The sequence below is a fragment of the Corynebacterium antarcticum genome (assembly GCF_016595285.2).
Classification (GTDB): Bacteria; Actinomycetota; Actinomycetes; order Mycobacteriales; family Mycobacteriaceae; genus Corynebacterium; species Corynebacterium antarcticum.
In genome coordinates this window covers 189,067-204,837 of the sequence record NZ_JAENIP020000001.1, presented here as the reverse complement: position 1 = coordinate 204,837, position 15,771 = coordinate 189,067, and the positions used below count along the sequence as shown (strand labels likewise).

Sequence of the window (15,771 nt, the reverse complement as noted above, 5' to 3'; positions counted from 1 at the left end):
ATAGGATGGCGGCATGTCAGAGCCGATCATCGCACCGTCAATCCTGTCCGCCGACTTCACCCGCCTCGGGGAGGAGATCGCCCGCGTCTCAGACGCCGACTGGATCCACGTCGACATCATGGACGGACACTTCGTCCCGAATCTCTCGTTCGGGGCGATGATCACCGCCGCGGCGCACCGCGCGACGGACATCCCGCTCGACGTCCACCTGATGATCGAGGAGCCCGAGAAGTGGGTCGACGACCACATCGACGCCGGGGCGCACACGGTGATCTTCCACGTGGAGGCGACCGATGATCCGGTCTCCCTGGCCCGGCACATCCGGGGGAGAGGGGTCCGGGCTGCATTCTCGCTGCGCCCCGGGACACCGATCGAGGACCACCTCCCGATCCTCGGTGAATTCGACCAGGTACTCGTGATGAGCGTCGAACCCGGATTCGGCGGACAGTCCTTCATACCCGACCAGCTGGCGAAGGTGCGCACGCTCCGCAGCGAGATCGACCGGCGGGGCCTGGACTGCACCATCGAGATCGACGGCGGGATCTCCCGGGACACGATCGCGGCCGCCGCTGAAGCGGGATGCGACGCCTTCGTCGCCGGTTCCGCCGTCTACGGCGCCGACGATCCCAACGCTGAGGTGGGCCATCTGCGCACTCTGGCGGTGCGCGCCTGACCCGGACCCGCGAGCCCGGGCCCGGCCGCGCTCTTTGCCGGAATCCGGGGGTGGCGGGCTAGACTGGGCGCAGAAGCACAGCCGGACCGATGAGACAGAGATTGAGTGGACGTGAACCCTGAGGGCAAGACCAGCGGAGCCGAGAACGGCGGCGTCGACATCCAGCGCATGCTCGCTGCGGACGCCCCGACGACCACGGAGAACCCCTGGGAACTGGTCGTCACCTCGCGGCGTCTGAAGGTCCTCGCGGTCGTTGCGGTCGTCATCGTCATGGCAGTCCACATCTTCATGGCGTTCGCCGTCGCGATCGGGGACACCGGCGCCGCGGTGACCACGGTGGACCAGTGGTCCTTCGTCGGGGTCGGTCTCGTCATCGCGTTCTGCTGCATCGGGATAGCCAGGCCGCGCGTGCGGGCCAACGGGGACGGTGTCGAGGTTCGGAACTTCATCGGCACCCGGTTCTACCCCTGGTCCGTGATCTACGGGCTGTCGTTCCCGAAGGGCGCCCGCTGGGCGCGACTGGAGCTCCCGGAATTCGAGTTCGTCCCGATGTGGGCCTTCCAGTCGGCGGACGGTGAGGCGGTCGTCGAGGCCGTGTCCCGGTTCCGCGATCTCGAGGACGCCTACATGCCCGAGGACTAGGGCGGATCAGGGAGGACTGTGGTGTACGCACGCATGCACGCGGACGGTCCGGTAGCCCGTGGCTGATCCGGCAACCTACCGCCCTGCGCCGGGGACCATCCCCACGGAACCGGGGGTGTACAAATTCCGGGAGGAATCCGGACGAGTCGTCTACGTCGGGAAGGCGAAGAACCTCCGGGCTCGGTTGTCCAACTACTTCCAGGACGTCACCCAGCTGCACCCGCGGACCCGGCAGATGGTGTTCGCCGCCTCCTCCGTCGAGTGGACCGTGGTGTCCAGTGAGGTGGAGGCACTCCAGCTCGAGTACACGTGGATCAAGCGGTTCGATCCGAGATTCAACGTCAAGTACCGCGACGACAAGACCTACCCGATGCTCGCCGTCACCGTCGGTGAGGAGATCCCGCGGGCCTTCGTCTACCGCGGTCCTCGTCGTCGCGGCGTGCGGTACTTCGGCCCCTACAGTCACGCGTGGGCCATCCGGGAGACGCTCGACCTGCTGATCAGGGTTTTCCCCGTGCGGACCTGTTCCAGGGGGGTGCTCAACCGGCACCGGCAACTCGGTCGCCCCTGTCTCCTCGGATACATCGACAAGTGTTCGGCACCCTGTGTCGGAAGGGTCAGTCCCGGGGAACACCGCGAGATCGTCGACGGCTTCTGTTCCTTCATGTCGGGGCAGACCGACCGGGTCACGCGCAGGCTGGAGCGGGAGATGAACGACGCCGCTGAGGCCCTGGACTTCGAGCGGGCGGCACGGCTGCGCGACGACCTCGGAGCGATCACGAAGGCGATGGAGAAGCAGGCGGTCGTGCTCGGAGACGGCACCGACGCCGACGTCATCTGCTGTGCCACGGACGAACTCGAGGCGGCGGTGCAGATCTTCCACGTCCGCGGCGGTCGGATCCGCGGTCAGCGCGGCTGGGTGGTGGAGAAGACCGGTGACACCGGGCTCGAGATGGGGGAGGACGGTCGAGACCCCGCGGTTCCGCGGATCATCCAGAACTTCCTCACCCAGTTCTACGGGGAGGCGGCCGAACGGGCGGCGGAGGACCGGTCGGAGGCCGAGAAGATCCGGCGCCGCGGGGTCGACCAGTTGTCCCACGGGGACGACGGGCAGGACGTGCATCTCTCTCCCGTCCCCAGGGAGGTCCTCGTCCAGGAACTGCCGGAGGACCCCGAGGAGACCACGGCGTGGCTCAGTGAACTCAAGGGGGCGAAGGTCGATCTCCGGGTACCCCAGCGCGGTGACAAGCGCGCCCTGGCCGAAACCGTCGAACGCAACGCGCGGGAAGCCCTCAGACAGCACAAGCTCAAGCGCGTCGGGGACCTGACCGCGCGCTCCGCCGCCCTGCGCGACATCCAGGAGGCGTTGTTCATGTCCGAGGCGCCGTTGCGGATCGAGTGCACCGACATCTCCCACATCGCCGGCACCGATGTCGTGGCCTCCCTGGTCGTGTTCGAGGACGGCCTGCCCAGGAAATCCGACTACCGGCGCTACCGGATCCGGGAGGCGGCGGGGGACGGCCACAGCGACGACGTCGCGTCCATCGCCGAGATCACGCGGCGCCGGTTCCTGCGGCACCACCGCGACGCCACCGACGTCCCCGACGCGGAGGAGTTCGACGGCGCCCGCTTCGACGACGAGAAGGTGGAGGAGCACACCACCGACGCCCGCAGGTTCGCCTATCCGCCGAACCTGTTCATCGTCGATGGTGGCCTGCCGCAGGTCAATGCCGCGCAGGCGGTGTTCGACGAACTCGGTATCACGGACGTCACGCTCGTCGGACTGGCCAAGCGGCTGGAGGAGATCTGGGTACCGGGAGACGGTGAACCGGTCATCCTCCCGCGCAACAGCCAGGCACTCTACCTGCTGCAGCAGATCCGCGACGAGGCGCACCGCTTCGCCATCACCTACCACCGCCAGCAGCGGAGCAAGAGAATGCGGGTCAGTGAGCTCGACGGGATCAGGGGGCTGGGCGCGGCGCGCCGCGCTGAACTGGTCCGGCACTTCGGCAGCGTGCGGAAACTGAAGGCCGCGGCCGTGGAGGACATCACGGAGGTGAAGGGATTCGGCCCCGCCCTCGCGGAAGCCGTCTACCGTGGTCTCCACCCGGAGTAGCCCCGGAAGAGCGGGGTGATGCGCACGATTTCCGTGTCCCCGTGCCCGGCTGCTGCGATAGAATGCCGGTATGACAGTCCATGCGCGTGAAGATTCTCCCGAGCGGTCGACCGGTCACTCCATCGAGAGTGATCCAGTCCTCGTGACCGGCATGTCCGGCGCGGGCCTCAGCTCCGCGGCCCGCGTGCTCGAGGACCTGGGCTGGTACGTGTCGCACAACCTGCCCGCCGAGCTGATGGTGGAGCTGGTCGAGCTCTGTCGCCGGGACGACTCCCCGGTGGAGAAACTCGCCATGGTGACGGACGTGCGCTCCCGGAGTTTCCACGGTGGACTGCAGCAGGTCATGGATGAACTCCGGGACAAGGGGATCAACCCCACGGTCCTGTTCATGGATGCCCGGGACGACATGCTCATCCGCCGCTTCGACACCGTCCGCCGCACCCACCCGCTGCAGGGCTCCGACACCCTGAGCATCGGTATCGAGCGGGAACGGAAGGCCCTCGCGGGCATCAAGGAGCGGGCGGACGTGGTGATCAACACCTCCGATCTGTCGGTGCATGATCTCCGCCGGGCGATCGAGAGCTCCTTCGCCACGATCGACAACATGCGCCAGCACGTCACCGTCCAGTCCTTCGGTTTCAAGAACGGTGCACCGTCGGACGCCGATCTCGTGGTGGACGTCCGTTTCCTCCCCAACCCCTACTGGGAACCGGAGCTCCGTCCGTTCCGGGGAGTCGACAAGCCCGTCAGCGACTACGTGCTGGCGCAACCGGCGGCGCAGGAATTCATCGGCAACTTCGTCGCGATGTTCTCCACGATGGTGGGCGGGTACCGCAGGGAGGGCAAGAGCTTCATCACCGTCGCGGTCGGTTGCACCGGCGGACACCACCGCTCGGTGGCGGTCGCCGCGGAGATCGCCCGGAAGCTGGATGAGATCGACGGCCTCGACGTCTCGGTGAACCACCGCGACATCTGCCGCGGCTGAGGGGCGGCGAACGTGAACGACACCGGTGATACCACCGCAACCCCGATTCCGGGCAGTCTCACCTGTCTCGGAGGCGGGCACGGCCTGTTCCAGACACTGCGGGCCGGACGCCATCTGGACGTCGACAGGATCACGGCTGTCGTGACCGTGGCCGACGACGGCGGCTCGTCGGGTCGGATCCGGCAGGAGCTCGGCCAGATCCCCCCGGGTGATCTGCGGATGGCCCTCGCCGCCCTGTCCCGGGACGACGAGGAGGGAAGGCTGTGGGAGCAGACCCTGCAGCACCGGTTCGGCGGGTACGGCGCTCTCGCCGGCCACGCCGTCGGCAACCTGCTCATCGCGGGGTTGACGGACGTCCTCGGAAGTCAGGTGCAGGCGCTCGACACCGTCGCGAAACTGACCAGATCCCACGGACGCGTCCTCCCGATGTGCGAACAGCCGCTGGAGATAGAGGCCGAGGTCGCCGGTCTCGGGGATGAGCCGATGGCGGTGCGCCCGGTCCGTGGCCAGGTCGCCGTGGCCTCCACGACCGGGAACGTCCGTCGGGTCAGACTCTTCCCGGAGCATCCACCGGGAGGTGCGGACGCGGTCGCTGCGATCCGCTCCGCCGACATGGTCACCCTCGGCCCGGGATCATGGTTCACGTCGGTGATACCGCACATCCTCGTCCCCGACATCGCCCGTGCACTGATCGAGACCGAAGCGTGCCGCGTCGTCATCCTGAATCTGACCGCGGAGCCGGGCGAAACCGCCGGATTCTCCACGGAACGGCACATCCACATGCTCACCCAGCATGCACCTGATCTGAGGGTCGACCACATCATCATCGATTCCACGGTGATCTCGAGCGACGTGGAACGCAGCTATCTCGCCCGCGCAGCCGCGACCATCGGCGCGGATGTGGCGTTCGAACCGGTCCGGGCCGACGACGGTGACGGTGGCTGGGTCAACCGGCACGATCCGGTCAAGCTCGCGGCCGCGCTCCGGCGCGTCTACACCCGACACATCTCCGGAGACCCGCGGCGGTAGTATCAACGGGCGCGACGCAGGACCGGGAGTGCCCGCGAACACCGCCGCGCCATGTCGGAGAACAGCGAATGAGGGGAGCCGGACACAGTGGCACTGACCACCCGCGTGAAGGAAGAGCTGGGACGCGTCACGGTCAGACGTGACGCCCCGAGAAACGCGGAACTCGCGTCCCTGCTCCGGTTCTCGGCGACACTCCAGGTCGTGGGCGACAGGTTGGTGATCGAGGCCGAGGTGGAGTCGATGGACATCGCGCGGCGGATCAGGGACTCCATCCGGCACCTCTACGGGCACGAGGCGGTCATCCACGCCGTCGGATCGGGCGGTGGACGTCGTACCCGGAGTTACACGGTCACGGTCACGGACGGCGCCCGCGATATCGCGCGGAGGGTGGGCCTGGTCTCGCCGTCCGGTCATCTGGTCCGCGGGCTGCCCCCGAGGGTCGTCTCGGGGACGGTCTCCGACGCGGAGGCGGCGTGGCGCGGGGCATTCCTCGTACACGGGTCACTCACGGAACCCGGGCGATCGTCCGCGCTGGAGGTCGCGTGCCCCTGCCCGGAGGCGGCACTCGCTCTCGTGGGATGCGCACGCCGCCTGGGCATCACGGCGAAGACGAAGGAGTCCCGGGGCACGGACCGGGTCAGCGTACGGGACAGCGAGGCGATCGGTGCGCTGCTCACCCGGATGGGCGCGCAGCGGACCCGGCTCGAGTGGGAGGAGCAGCGCACCAGGCGCGAGGTGAGGGCGTCGACGAACCGCCTCGCCAACTTCGATGACGCGAATCTCCGTCGCTCCGCGCGGGCGGCGGTCGCGGCGGCGGCCCGGGTCGAGCGTGCGCTGGAGATCCTGGGGGATGACGTCCCGGACCACCTCGCGGAAGCCGGGCAGCTGCGTGTCCAGCACCGCCAGGCGTCGCTGGAGGAGCTCGGTCGACTCGCCGATCCACAGATGACCAAGGACGCCGTCGCCGGCCGGATCCGGAGGTTGCTGTCGATGGCCGACCGGAGGGCCGCTGAACTCGGTGTCCCGAAGACCACTGAGGCGGTCAAGGACAGCCTTTTCACGGACAATCCCTAGGTCATGCCGCCCACGCTCGTGGGCTGGGCGATCCCCGATACACGTGACCGGGACACCGGTGTGCCGCCGGCCCCTCCCGGATAGTCGGTGTGAGCAATGCCATACAACAAACCGGATGGACGATTCGGGCGTCCGCCGGAACATCCGTGGGCCGCTTTTCGGGGGTGAATTCCGTGCCCGTCTGTGGGATTCCCCGGGGAAGTGATCGTGGTTTCCAAAATCGATGGGCCCAACGGTGTGGTTTTTTCCGGGTTTGTGCCGGGATGCTGCCCGTTTGAATGTCCGGATATGTCTACTTCCGGTGTGAGTGTGCCCGCTTTCACTGCACGGTTCGACGGACGTCGGTACAGTGGGAGCCATCAGGGATGAACGCCCGAACTCCCCGGTTCAGGGTCATCCCGATGATCAAGGTTCCAACAGGACAAAGGAGATCACAGTGACGGTTCGTGTAGGCATCAACGGCTTCGGTCGCATCGGACGCAACTACTTCCGCGCCATTCTCGAGCGTGGCGCCGACATCGAGGTTGTCGCGGTCAACGACCTGACCGACAACAAGACCCTGGCGCACCTGCTCAAGTTCGACTCCATCCTCGGCCGCCTCGGCCAGGACGTCGACTACGACGACGAGTCCATCGTCGTCGGCGGCAAGCGCATCATCGTCACCGCGGAGCGGGACCCGAAGAACCTCGCCTGGGGCGAGAACGACGTCGACATCGTCATCGAGTCGACCGGCTTCTTCACCGACGCCAACGCCGCCAAGGCACACATCGAGGCCGGCGCGAAGAAGGTCATCATCTCCGCGCCCGCCAAGAACGAGGACGCCACCTTCGTCGTCGGTGTCAACCACACCGACTACGATCCCGAGAACCACACCATCATCTCGAACGCGTCCTGCACCACCAACTGCCTGGCCCCGATGGCGAAGGTCCTGGACGAGGCCTTCGGCATCGAGCGTGGCCTTATGACCACGATCCACGCGTACACCGGTGACCAGCGCCTCCAGGACGCCCCTCACAAGGACCTCCGCCGTGCGCGCGCCGCAGCCGTGAACATCGTGCCCACCTCCACCGGTGCCGCCAAGGCCGTCGCCCTGGTCCTCCCGCAGCTGAAGGGCAAGCTCGACGGCTTCGCGATGCGCGTCCCGGTTCCCACCGGTTCCTGCACCGACCTGACCTTCACGGCCTCCAAGGACGTCACTGTCGACGAGGTCAACGCCGCCATCAAGAAGGCCGCCGAGGGCGACCTGAAGGGTGTTCTGGCCTACTCGGAGGAGCCCCTGGTCTCCACCGACATCGTCACCGACCCGCACGCCTCCATCTTCGATTCGGGCATGACCCGCGTCATCGGTGACCAGGTCAAGGTCGTCTCCTGGTACGACAACGAGTGGGGTTACTCCAACCAGCTCGTCACGCTGACCGAGTACGTCGGCGACCGGCTCTGATCCGGCGCGGAAACCTCCGCCGTCCGGGCTGATGCCCTGAGAACGCCAACGGCCCGGGATGCGTACCTCTCCGGAGGTACGCCCCGGGCCGTTGGCGCACTCGAACCCGCTGGGACGGGTTCCGTCACCACCTTTTGACCCGATACAGACAGAACAAAACTCAAGGAGAATCGATGACCGTCAAGAACCTCAACGACCTGATCGCCGAAGGAGTCGAGGGCCGTTACGTCCTCGTCCGTTCCGACTTCAACGTCCCGCTCAACGAGAACCGTGAGATCACCGACTCCGGTCGCATCACGGCGTCCCTCCCGACCCTGAAGAAGCTCGTCGATGCGAACGCCAAGGTCATCGTCATGGCCCACCTCGGCCGGCCGAAGGGCGAGGTCAACGAGAAGTTCTCCCTCGCTCCGGTCGCTGAGGCGCTCTCCGAGGAACTCGGCCAGTACGTCGCCCTCGCCGGCGACGTCGTCGGCGAGGACGCCCACGAGCGGGCCAACGGCCTGACCGAGGGGGATGTGCTGCTGCTGGAGAACGTCCGCTTCGATCCCCGCGAGACCAGCAAGGACGCCGCCGAACGTGGTGAGTTCGCTGACCAGCTCGTCGCGTTGACCGGCGAGAACGGCGCCTTCGTCTCCGACGGTTTCGGCGTCGTCCACCGTGCGCAGGCCTCCGTGTACGACGTGGCCCAGCGCCTCCCGCACTACGCAGGCCAGCTCGTCGAGAAGGAGATCAAGGTTCTCGGTGAGGTCGCGTCCAACCCCGCCAAGCCCTACGTCGTCGTCCTCGGCGGCTCGAAGGTCTCCGACAAGCTCGGCGTCATCGAGGCCCTCGCACCCAAGACCGACGCGCTGATCATCGGCGGCGGCATGTGCTACACGTTCCTCGCCGCGCAGGGCCACGACGTGCAGAAGTCTCTCCTCCAGGAGGAGATGATCGACACCTGCCGCGACCTCCTCGAGCGCTTCGGCGACTCCATCGTTCTGCCGGTCGACGTCGTCGCCGCCGACAGGTTCGACAAGGACGCCGAGAAGCGGACCGTCGACGTCTCGGGTATCCCCGAGGGCTGGATGGGTCTGGACATGGGCCCGAAGTCCGTCGAGCTGTTCGCCGCCCGCCTCGCCGAGGCGAAGACGATCTTCTGGAACGGTCCGATGGGCGTCTTCGAGTTCCCGGCGTTCGCCGAAGGCACGAAGGGAGTCGCAGAGGCCATGATCTCCGCCACCGGGAACGGGGCGTTCTCCGTCGTCGGCGGCGGCGACTCCGCGGCTTCCGTGCGCACCCTCGGCCTGAACGAGGACGGCTTCAGCCACATCTCCACCGGCGGTGGCGCCTCCCTCGAGTTCCTCGAGGGCAAGACCCTGCCGGGCGTCAACGTTCTGGAGAACTGACGCACCCGCCCGCCCGTCCGTCCGGGCGGGCACCCAGGACACACCCATCCAACCCAACCATCGAGAAAGGCCGAAACATGGCACGCACCCCCCTCATCGCAGGCAACTGGAAGATGAACCTCAATCACCTGGAGGCTATCGGCGTCGTCCAGAAGCTCGCCTTCGCGCTGCCGGAGGACTACTACGACAAGGTCGACGTCGCGCTGACCGTCCCCTTCACCGACATCCGCTCCGTGCAGACCCTCGTCGACGGTGACAAGCTCCGCATCACCTACGGCGCCCAGGACGTGTCCAGGCACGAGTCCGGTGCCTACACCGGTGAGGTCTCCGCCGAGATGCTGGCGAAGCTCAGTTGTTCCTGGGTCGTGGTCGGGCACTCCGAGCGTCGCGAATACCACGGCGAATCCGATGAACTCGTCGCCGCCAAGGCTGCCGCGGCCCTGAAGCACGGGATCAGCCCGATCGTCTGCGTCGGTGAGCCCCTCGAGGTCCGCGAGGCCGGCGAGCACGTCAACTACGTCGTCGCCCAGACCCGCGCCTCCCTCGCCGGCCTGGATGCCGGACAGCTCGCGAACACCGTCGTGGCCTACGAGCCCGTCTGGGCCATCGGCACCGGTAAGGTCGCGTCCGCCGACGACGCCCAGGAGGTGTGCGGCGCGATCCGTGCGACCATCCGCGAACTCGCCGACGAGAAGGTCGCCGACGGGATGCGCATCCTGTACGGTGGCTCCGTCAAGGCTGACTCCGTCGCCGAGATCGTCGGCAAACCCGACGTCGACGGTGGCCTCGTCGGCGGAGCATCGCTGAACGGCGAGGACTTCGCGAAGCTCGTCGCGAACGCCGCACGACCGCAGTCCTAGTTCCCGCATCGGGGCGGGTGCGGCCAGCATCCGCCCCTCCCAGTGCCCGGCGTCATCTGTGGGACCGACACCGTGAATCCCGGTCTCGGATCCGTCGCAGTGACGGCGGGCACCGGTCTGCGCAGAGCAGCTGACAGACCGTGAACACCCCGGCGCCCGGCCCGAACTCCGGCTCCACCGCCAACCGATAAGGAAACACACCGTGCCTGAACAACTTCGCGAGGACATCCGACATCTCGGACGCATCCTCGGAAACGTCATCCGTCAGCAGGAGGGCGACGAAATCTTCGATCTCGTCGAAGGCGCCCGCCGAGCATCCTTCGGCGTCGCGAAGGGTGAGCGCACCCTCGACGATCTCGTCGGGATGTTCCGCGACCGTGACACCTCCACAATGATCAAGGTCGTCCGGGCCTTCTCCCACTTCGCGCTCCTGGTCAACCTGGTCGAGGATCTCAACGACGAGACCACCCGCCAGGCGATCCTCGACGGTGGTGCTCCGGCGCCCGACTCCACCCTCGAAGCGACCTGGGTCAAGCTCGAGGCCGCGGACATCACCGCAGAGGCTGTGGCGGCGGCCGTGGCACGTGCGGAGATCGCACCGGTGCTCACCGCGCACCCGACGGAGACCCGGCGCCGCACCGTGTTCGATGTCCAGAAGCACATCACCGCGCTGATGCAGGAACGCCACGACATCGAATCACGCCCGAGCAGCTCCCGGGCGGAGGCGCGCGTCCGGGAGATCGACCGGGCGATCCAGCGGCGCATCACCATCCTGTGGCAGACCGCACTCATCCGGGTCGTCCGACCGCGGATCGAGGACGAGATCGAGGTCGGCCTCCGCTACTACAAGCTGAGTCTTCTCCGGCAGATCCCCGCCATCAACCACGATGTGCGGCACGAACTGCAGGCCAGGTACGGCGACACCGTGCCATCGACCGCGGTGGTCAAGCCCGGTTCCTGGATCGGCGGGGACCACGACGGAAACCCCTATGTCACGGCAGCGACCCTGCGTTACGCGACGACCCGCGCCGCCCAGACCGTGCTCAAGTTCTACGCCGCCCAGCTCCACAAACTGGAGCACGAGCTGTCCTTGTCCGACCGGCTCTCCGAGGTCAGCCGCGAACTCATCGAGCTCGCCGACCGCGGCCACAACGATGTACCCAGTCGTGTTGACGAGCCGTACCGGCGCGCGGTGCACGGTATCCGGGGGCGGATCGCTGCCACCCAGGCCGAGCTCATCGGGCAGGATTCCGTGGAGGGAACCTGGTACAAGTGCCACGAGCCCTATCCGGGCCCCGAGGAGTTCGCGGCGGATCTGGACGTCATCGACACCGCGCTGCGGGACTCCTACGACGGACTGATCGCGGAGGACCGCCTCGGTCGGATCCGATCGGCGGTCGCGAGTTTCGGGTTCCACCTCTACTCGCTGGACCTGCGCCAGAACTCCGAATCCTTCGAGAACGTGCTCACCGAGGTCTTCGCCCACGCCGGAGTCACCGGGGAATACCGTTCGCTGGATGAGGATGCGAAGCGGGAGATTCTCGTCGCGGAACTCGGCTCCCCACGCCCGCTGATTCCGCCGCACCCCCAGGACTTCAGCGAGGAAACCAGGCGTGAGCTGGAGATCATCGCGGCCGCCGCCGAGGCGGTGGACAAGTTCGGGGAGCGGATGGTGCCCCACTGCATCATCTCGATGGCCCAGTCGGTGTCCGACATCCTCGAGCCCATGGTTCTGCTCAAGGAGTTCGGCCTCATCCGGATAGAACAGGGACAGCCGCGCGGAGACATCGACATCATCCCCCTCTTCGAGACGATCGAGGACCTGCAGGCCGGTTCGTCGATTCTCCGCGACATCTGGACCGTTCCGGTCTATCGGTCCTACGTCCGCCAGCGGGGCGAGATCCAGGAGGTCATGCTCGGATACTCCGACTCGAACAAGGACGGCGGCTACTTCGCCGCGAACTGGGCGCTCTACGACGCGGAACTCGACATCGTCCGGGCGTGCCGGGACAATCAGATCCGACTCCGGTTCTTCCACGGCCGGGGAGGCACCGTCGGCCGCGGCGGCGGACCGAGCTACGAGGCGATCCTCGCCCAGCCGGAGGGAGCGGTCTCCGGTTCGGTCCGGGTCACCGAGCAGGGGGAGATCATCTCGGCGAAGTACGGTCACCCGACCACCGCACGGCGTAACCTCGAGGCGCTCGTCTCCGCGACGCTGGAGGCGTCGCTTCTGCCCGTCGATGATCTCGATCAGCCGGAACGTGCACACGAGATCATGCGCGAGATCGCCGAACTCTCCCGCCGGAAGTACGCGACACTCGTCCACGAGGACCCGGGTTTCATCGAGTACTTCACCACCTCGACGCCGCTGCAGGAGATCGGTGCGCTGAACATCGGTTCACGTCCCGCGTCCCGGAAACAGACGGCCTCCATCGGTGATCTCCGGGCTATCCCGTGGGTGCTCGCCTGGTCGCAGTCCCGTGCGATGATTCCGGGCTGGTTCGGCGTGGGCACCGCGCTCCGCGAGTGGATAGCCGGCGACCCGGACCGTCTCGAGGAACTCCGCTCGCTGTACCGGGACTGGCCGTTCTTCACCTCCGTGATGTCGAACATGGCCCAGGTGATGGCCAAGGCGGAGATGCCGCTGATGGAGCTCTACGCGTCGCTGGTCAAGGACCGTGAGATCGCGGAACGCATCTCCGGGGCGATCTCGGAGGAGTACGACCTGACCATCGACATGTTCCTCACCGTGACGGGGGCCGACCGTCTCCTCGCGGACAACCCGACCCTGGAACGCTCGGTGCGCAGCAGGTACCCGTACCTGCTGCCGCTCAACGTCATCCAGCTGGAGCTGCTCCGCCGCTACCGAGCCGGCGACACCGACGACGGCGTGCCGGACGGTATCCAGTTGACCATGAATGGCCTGGCCACCGCCCTCCGGAATTCGGGCTAGCCAGGGCTCCGGAACCGGATCCGCGGCCCCGATCCCGATCGGGCTGCGGATCTCCGGTGCCACCGTCGTTTCCCGTCCACCGACGTGTATGGTGGTATCCGGCGGCCGTTGATCCGGCGCGACCATCAGCGGTCCCTTTCACCCGGACCGGGGCCGGACAAGACAGACCCATCCACGATTAAAGGATCCACGTTTCCATGGTGCTTACGCTTCAGATCGTTCTCTTCCTGGCCTGCCTGGGCATGACCATGTTCGTGCTGCTGCACAAGGGCAAGGGCGGCGGTCTCTCGAGCCTGTTCGGCGGCGGCGTGCAGTCCAACCTCTCGGGGTCCACCGTCGTCGAGAAGAACCTCGACCGGGTCACCATCATCTGCGCGATCATCTGGATCGTCTGCATCGTCGGCCTGAACCTGATCCACGCCTATGTCGGGTGAGAACACTCCGAGCGGGTCCTCTCCGCGGTCGGGATCCGGCGCGGCTCCGGTGTGACGCCGCGCGGCACTCGACCGATCCCGTCCGTTGGGTTGTACCAGGAATGACGGGGCAGACGGTGTGTGAGTGATGGGCTGCTGATGCACCTGTTGCGGGGCTGGGGCGCCGATGAACCGTGAGGGACCCGTGAAGGGTGTGATTGGTGCGGGTGCTTGTTCGTCTTACCCGATACGGTTTGCGCATGAGCGCGCCGTCCACGACAACCGACGGCCCCGGCTGGGATTCACCTCCACTGGAACCACCGAAACCGCTCCCGGCGTTCCCGGGGGCGGTTTCAGGCATGAAAGGGGAGCAGGGCCCCGGTACGGTTTGTGTGCCGTGACAGAAGAATAAGCCCGGGCCGGGCGGAAAACGGGAACTTGGTCGGGCCAGTCCCGGAGATGCACTGAACCTTGTCGGTCGATCACGGGGCTCCGAAAAACAGCAGGTACAGCGCCGGGATAATCATCACGGGTGCCAGAGCACAGAACAGGATCACGTAGGCAGTCGCCTCGACTCGAACACGTAAGCCGCGATGACACCCATTCCGTGGATGACCAGAGTCCACCGGGCGAAAGGTGGGTTGAAAGAATCTGTGACATTGATCACCGTGGAGGCTACCTGCAGTAGGCCGACGACCGCGACAATCCACTTTGCGGAGGTGTATGACTGCGCCGCGTTTACGGCCACAACAACCACCCTCATCACCCCGTGAGACGACTTCTTTCGGGAGATCCCTACCTGTGCCACTCTGGTTCGGGCAATAACGCAATTCAATACTCGACGCCGTATCACCGGAGGGGCAGGCTCCCAATCACACCCCGTATTGTGTACCGTTCCGACAGCCCCGGTCACCGGCGCGCGGAACAGGTCGTCCATCTTCGGAGTGACGACACCGGCAGAACCACAGTGGGGTGCGGTCGGCGCCATGCTGCAGCCGGTGCGCCGCGGTGCGATCGTTCGGAAGGCCCGTTCCATACGAACCATCCGACGGTGTGGACGGTTGGTCCTGCGCCGCGACAGGCGCCGCGCGCTGTCCGCCGGCAACACCGCGCAGTGCTCCCGGACTCTTCCAATGATTGCTGTCGCCGCAACCACCCACTTTCCTGGTCCGGCACGGACACGGGTGAGGGCGGATGGCGATTCGGGTACGACAACCGGAATCAGCGAAGAAGTGTTCTGACTCGGGTGGGCTGTCGTCGGAAACCGTGTCGCTCCCCGAGCCACCGACGCCGCGGGGCTACCCCGGAGTCGCAGGCACCCACCATCCTGTCGGGACGGTGGCCGTGTGCGGCGTTCCCGCGTTCCGGGTCCTGACCGTCACCGGGCCCGACACGGGGGGGGGGAGTGCCGGGACAGAGCCGGGATCAGAGGTCGGGGCCGGCTGCCGCGTCATCGAGGAACAGCACGGTCTCCGACCTCCCGCGGGCACCGGCTGCGGGCCAGTCCTCCGCCGCTGCGCCGTCGATGACCGCCCGGGCCGCCTCCGCCTTCTCCGCTCCCGCGACGAGCAACCAGACGCGGTCGGCCGAACGTATCGCCGGCAGTGTCAGCGTGACCCGCTCGGCCGGCGGTTTCGGCGAGTCGGTCACCGCAGTGACGAGGTCCTCGTCCTCCCGGACCGCGGGGGTGTGCGGGAAGATCGAGTTGATGTGGCCCTCCCCGCCCATGCCGAGCAGGTGGAGGTCGAAGCCCCCGGGAGCGAACGTGCGGAGGTCCCGCCGGGCGTCCTCCACGGCCGAGTCGAGATCCCGCCCACCGAGGCCGTAGCCGTGGATGTTCGCGTCGTCGATGTCCACGTGGTCGAGCAGCGCGGCCCGGGCCTGCCCCTCGTTCGATTCCGGGTGGGAGACATCGACATTGCGTTCGTCACCGAAGAACACGTGGACCCGTGACCAGTCGATGTGGACGACCGGGAAGTCGTCGCTCATCGTGCGGGCAGTCGCATCGAACTCCGCGAGCTTCCTGAGCAGCCCGATTCCGGCACCACCTCCGGTCAGGACCACACGCGCGACACCGTCACCGTGCAGGCCACCACCGGCCTGCACGGCGGCGATGGTCTGGGTCATTCTGGCCGCGGCCGCCGCGACGAGTGAATCGAGGTCGCGGACACGGGCTATCTCCACCATGGTGGGTTCC

At 67.0% G+C, this 15,771-nt stretch carries 12 protein-coding genes; 11 read left to right on the top strand and 1 reads right to left on the bottom strand.

What is annotated here, in order from left to right:
- Positions 1–13 precede the first annotated feature (13 nt).
- The 11 genes from rpe to secG all read left to right on the top strand — a co-directional run bounded on the left by rpe (position 14) and on the right by secG (position 13,595).
- A complete protein-coding gene (gene rpe, locus JIM95_RS00865; protein WP_200257627.1) occupies positions 14–673 on the top strand; it encodes a ribulose-phosphate 3-epimerase in 660 nt (219 codons plus the stop codon).
- Positions 674–841: 168 nt separating this feature from the next.
- Positions 842–1,315 carry a PH domain-containing protein gene (locus JIM95_RS00860; protein WP_200257789.1) on the top strand — a complete coding sequence of 158 codons (474 nt, stop codon included), beginning with the start codon at positions 842–844 and terminating at the stop codon, positions 1,313–1,315.
- A gap of 58 nt (positions 1,316–1,373) precedes the next feature.
- A complete protein-coding gene (gene uvrC / locus JIM95_RS00855) occupies positions 1,374–3,431 on the top strand; it encodes an excinuclease ABC subunit UvrC (protein WP_200257625.1) in 2,058 nt (685 codons plus the stop codon).
- Positions 3,432–3,501: 70 nt separating this feature from the next.
- Positions 3,502–4,416, top strand: a complete 915-nt coding sequence (gene rapZ, locus JIM95_RS00850; protein WP_200257624.1) for an RNase adapter RapZ — start codon at positions 3,502–3,504, stop codon at positions 4,414–4,416.
- Between the two features lie 12 nt (positions 4,417–4,428).
- A complete protein-coding gene (locus tag JIM95_RS00845) occupies positions 4,429–5,445 on the top strand; it encodes a gluconeogenesis factor YvcK family protein (RefSeq protein WP_323373206.1) in 1,017 nt (338 codons plus the stop codon).
- A gap of 87 nt (positions 5,446–5,532) precedes the next feature.
- A complete protein-coding gene (gene whiA, locus JIM95_RS00840; protein ID WP_200257621.1) occupies positions 5,533–6,519 on the top strand; it encodes a DNA-binding protein WhiA in 987 nt (328 codons plus the stop codon).
- Positions 6,520–6,955: 436 nt separating this feature from the next.
- Positions 6,956–7,960, top strand: a complete 1,005-nt coding sequence (gene gap, locus JIM95_RS00835; RefSeq protein ID WP_200257615.1) for a type I glyceraldehyde-3-phosphate dehydrogenase — start codon at positions 6,956–6,958, stop codon at positions 7,958–7,960.
- Positions 7,961–8,133: 173 nt separating this feature from the next.
- Positions 8,134–9,348 carry a phosphoglycerate kinase gene (locus JIM95_RS00830; RefSeq protein WP_200257609.1) on the top strand — a complete coding sequence of 405 codons (1,215 nt, stop codon included), beginning with the start codon at positions 8,134–8,136 and terminating at the stop codon, positions 9,346–9,348.
- A 77-nt stretch (positions 9,349–9,425) separates the two neighbouring features.
- A complete protein-coding gene (gene tpiA, locus JIM95_RS00825) occupies positions 9,426–10,208 on the top strand; it encodes a triose-phosphate isomerase (RefSeq protein WP_200257607.1) in 783 nt (260 codons plus the stop codon).
- A gap of 202 nt (positions 10,209–10,410) precedes the next feature.
- A complete protein-coding gene (gene ppc, locus JIM95_RS00820) occupies positions 10,411–13,161 on the top strand; it encodes a phosphoenolpyruvate carboxylase (RefSeq protein ID WP_200257605.1) in 2,751 nt (916 codons plus the stop codon).
- 197 nt (positions 13,162–13,358) lie between these two features.
- Positions 13,359–13,595: a preprotein translocase subunit SecG gene (gene secG, locus JIM95_RS00815; RefSeq protein ID WP_198735961.1), complete on the top strand. Its 237-nt coding sequence runs from the start codon at positions 13,359–13,361 to the stop codon at positions 13,593–13,595.
- Positions 13,596–14,999: 1,404 nt separating this feature from the next.
- On the opposite strand, the gene pgl is transcribed toward secG, so the two are convergent.
- Positions 15,000–15,761: a 6-phosphogluconolactonase gene (pgl, locus tag JIM95_RS00810; protein WP_200257604.1), complete on the bottom strand. Its 762-nt coding sequence runs from the start codon at positions 15,759–15,761 to the stop codon at positions 15,000–15,002.
- Positions 15,762–15,771: the final 10 nt, after the last annotated feature.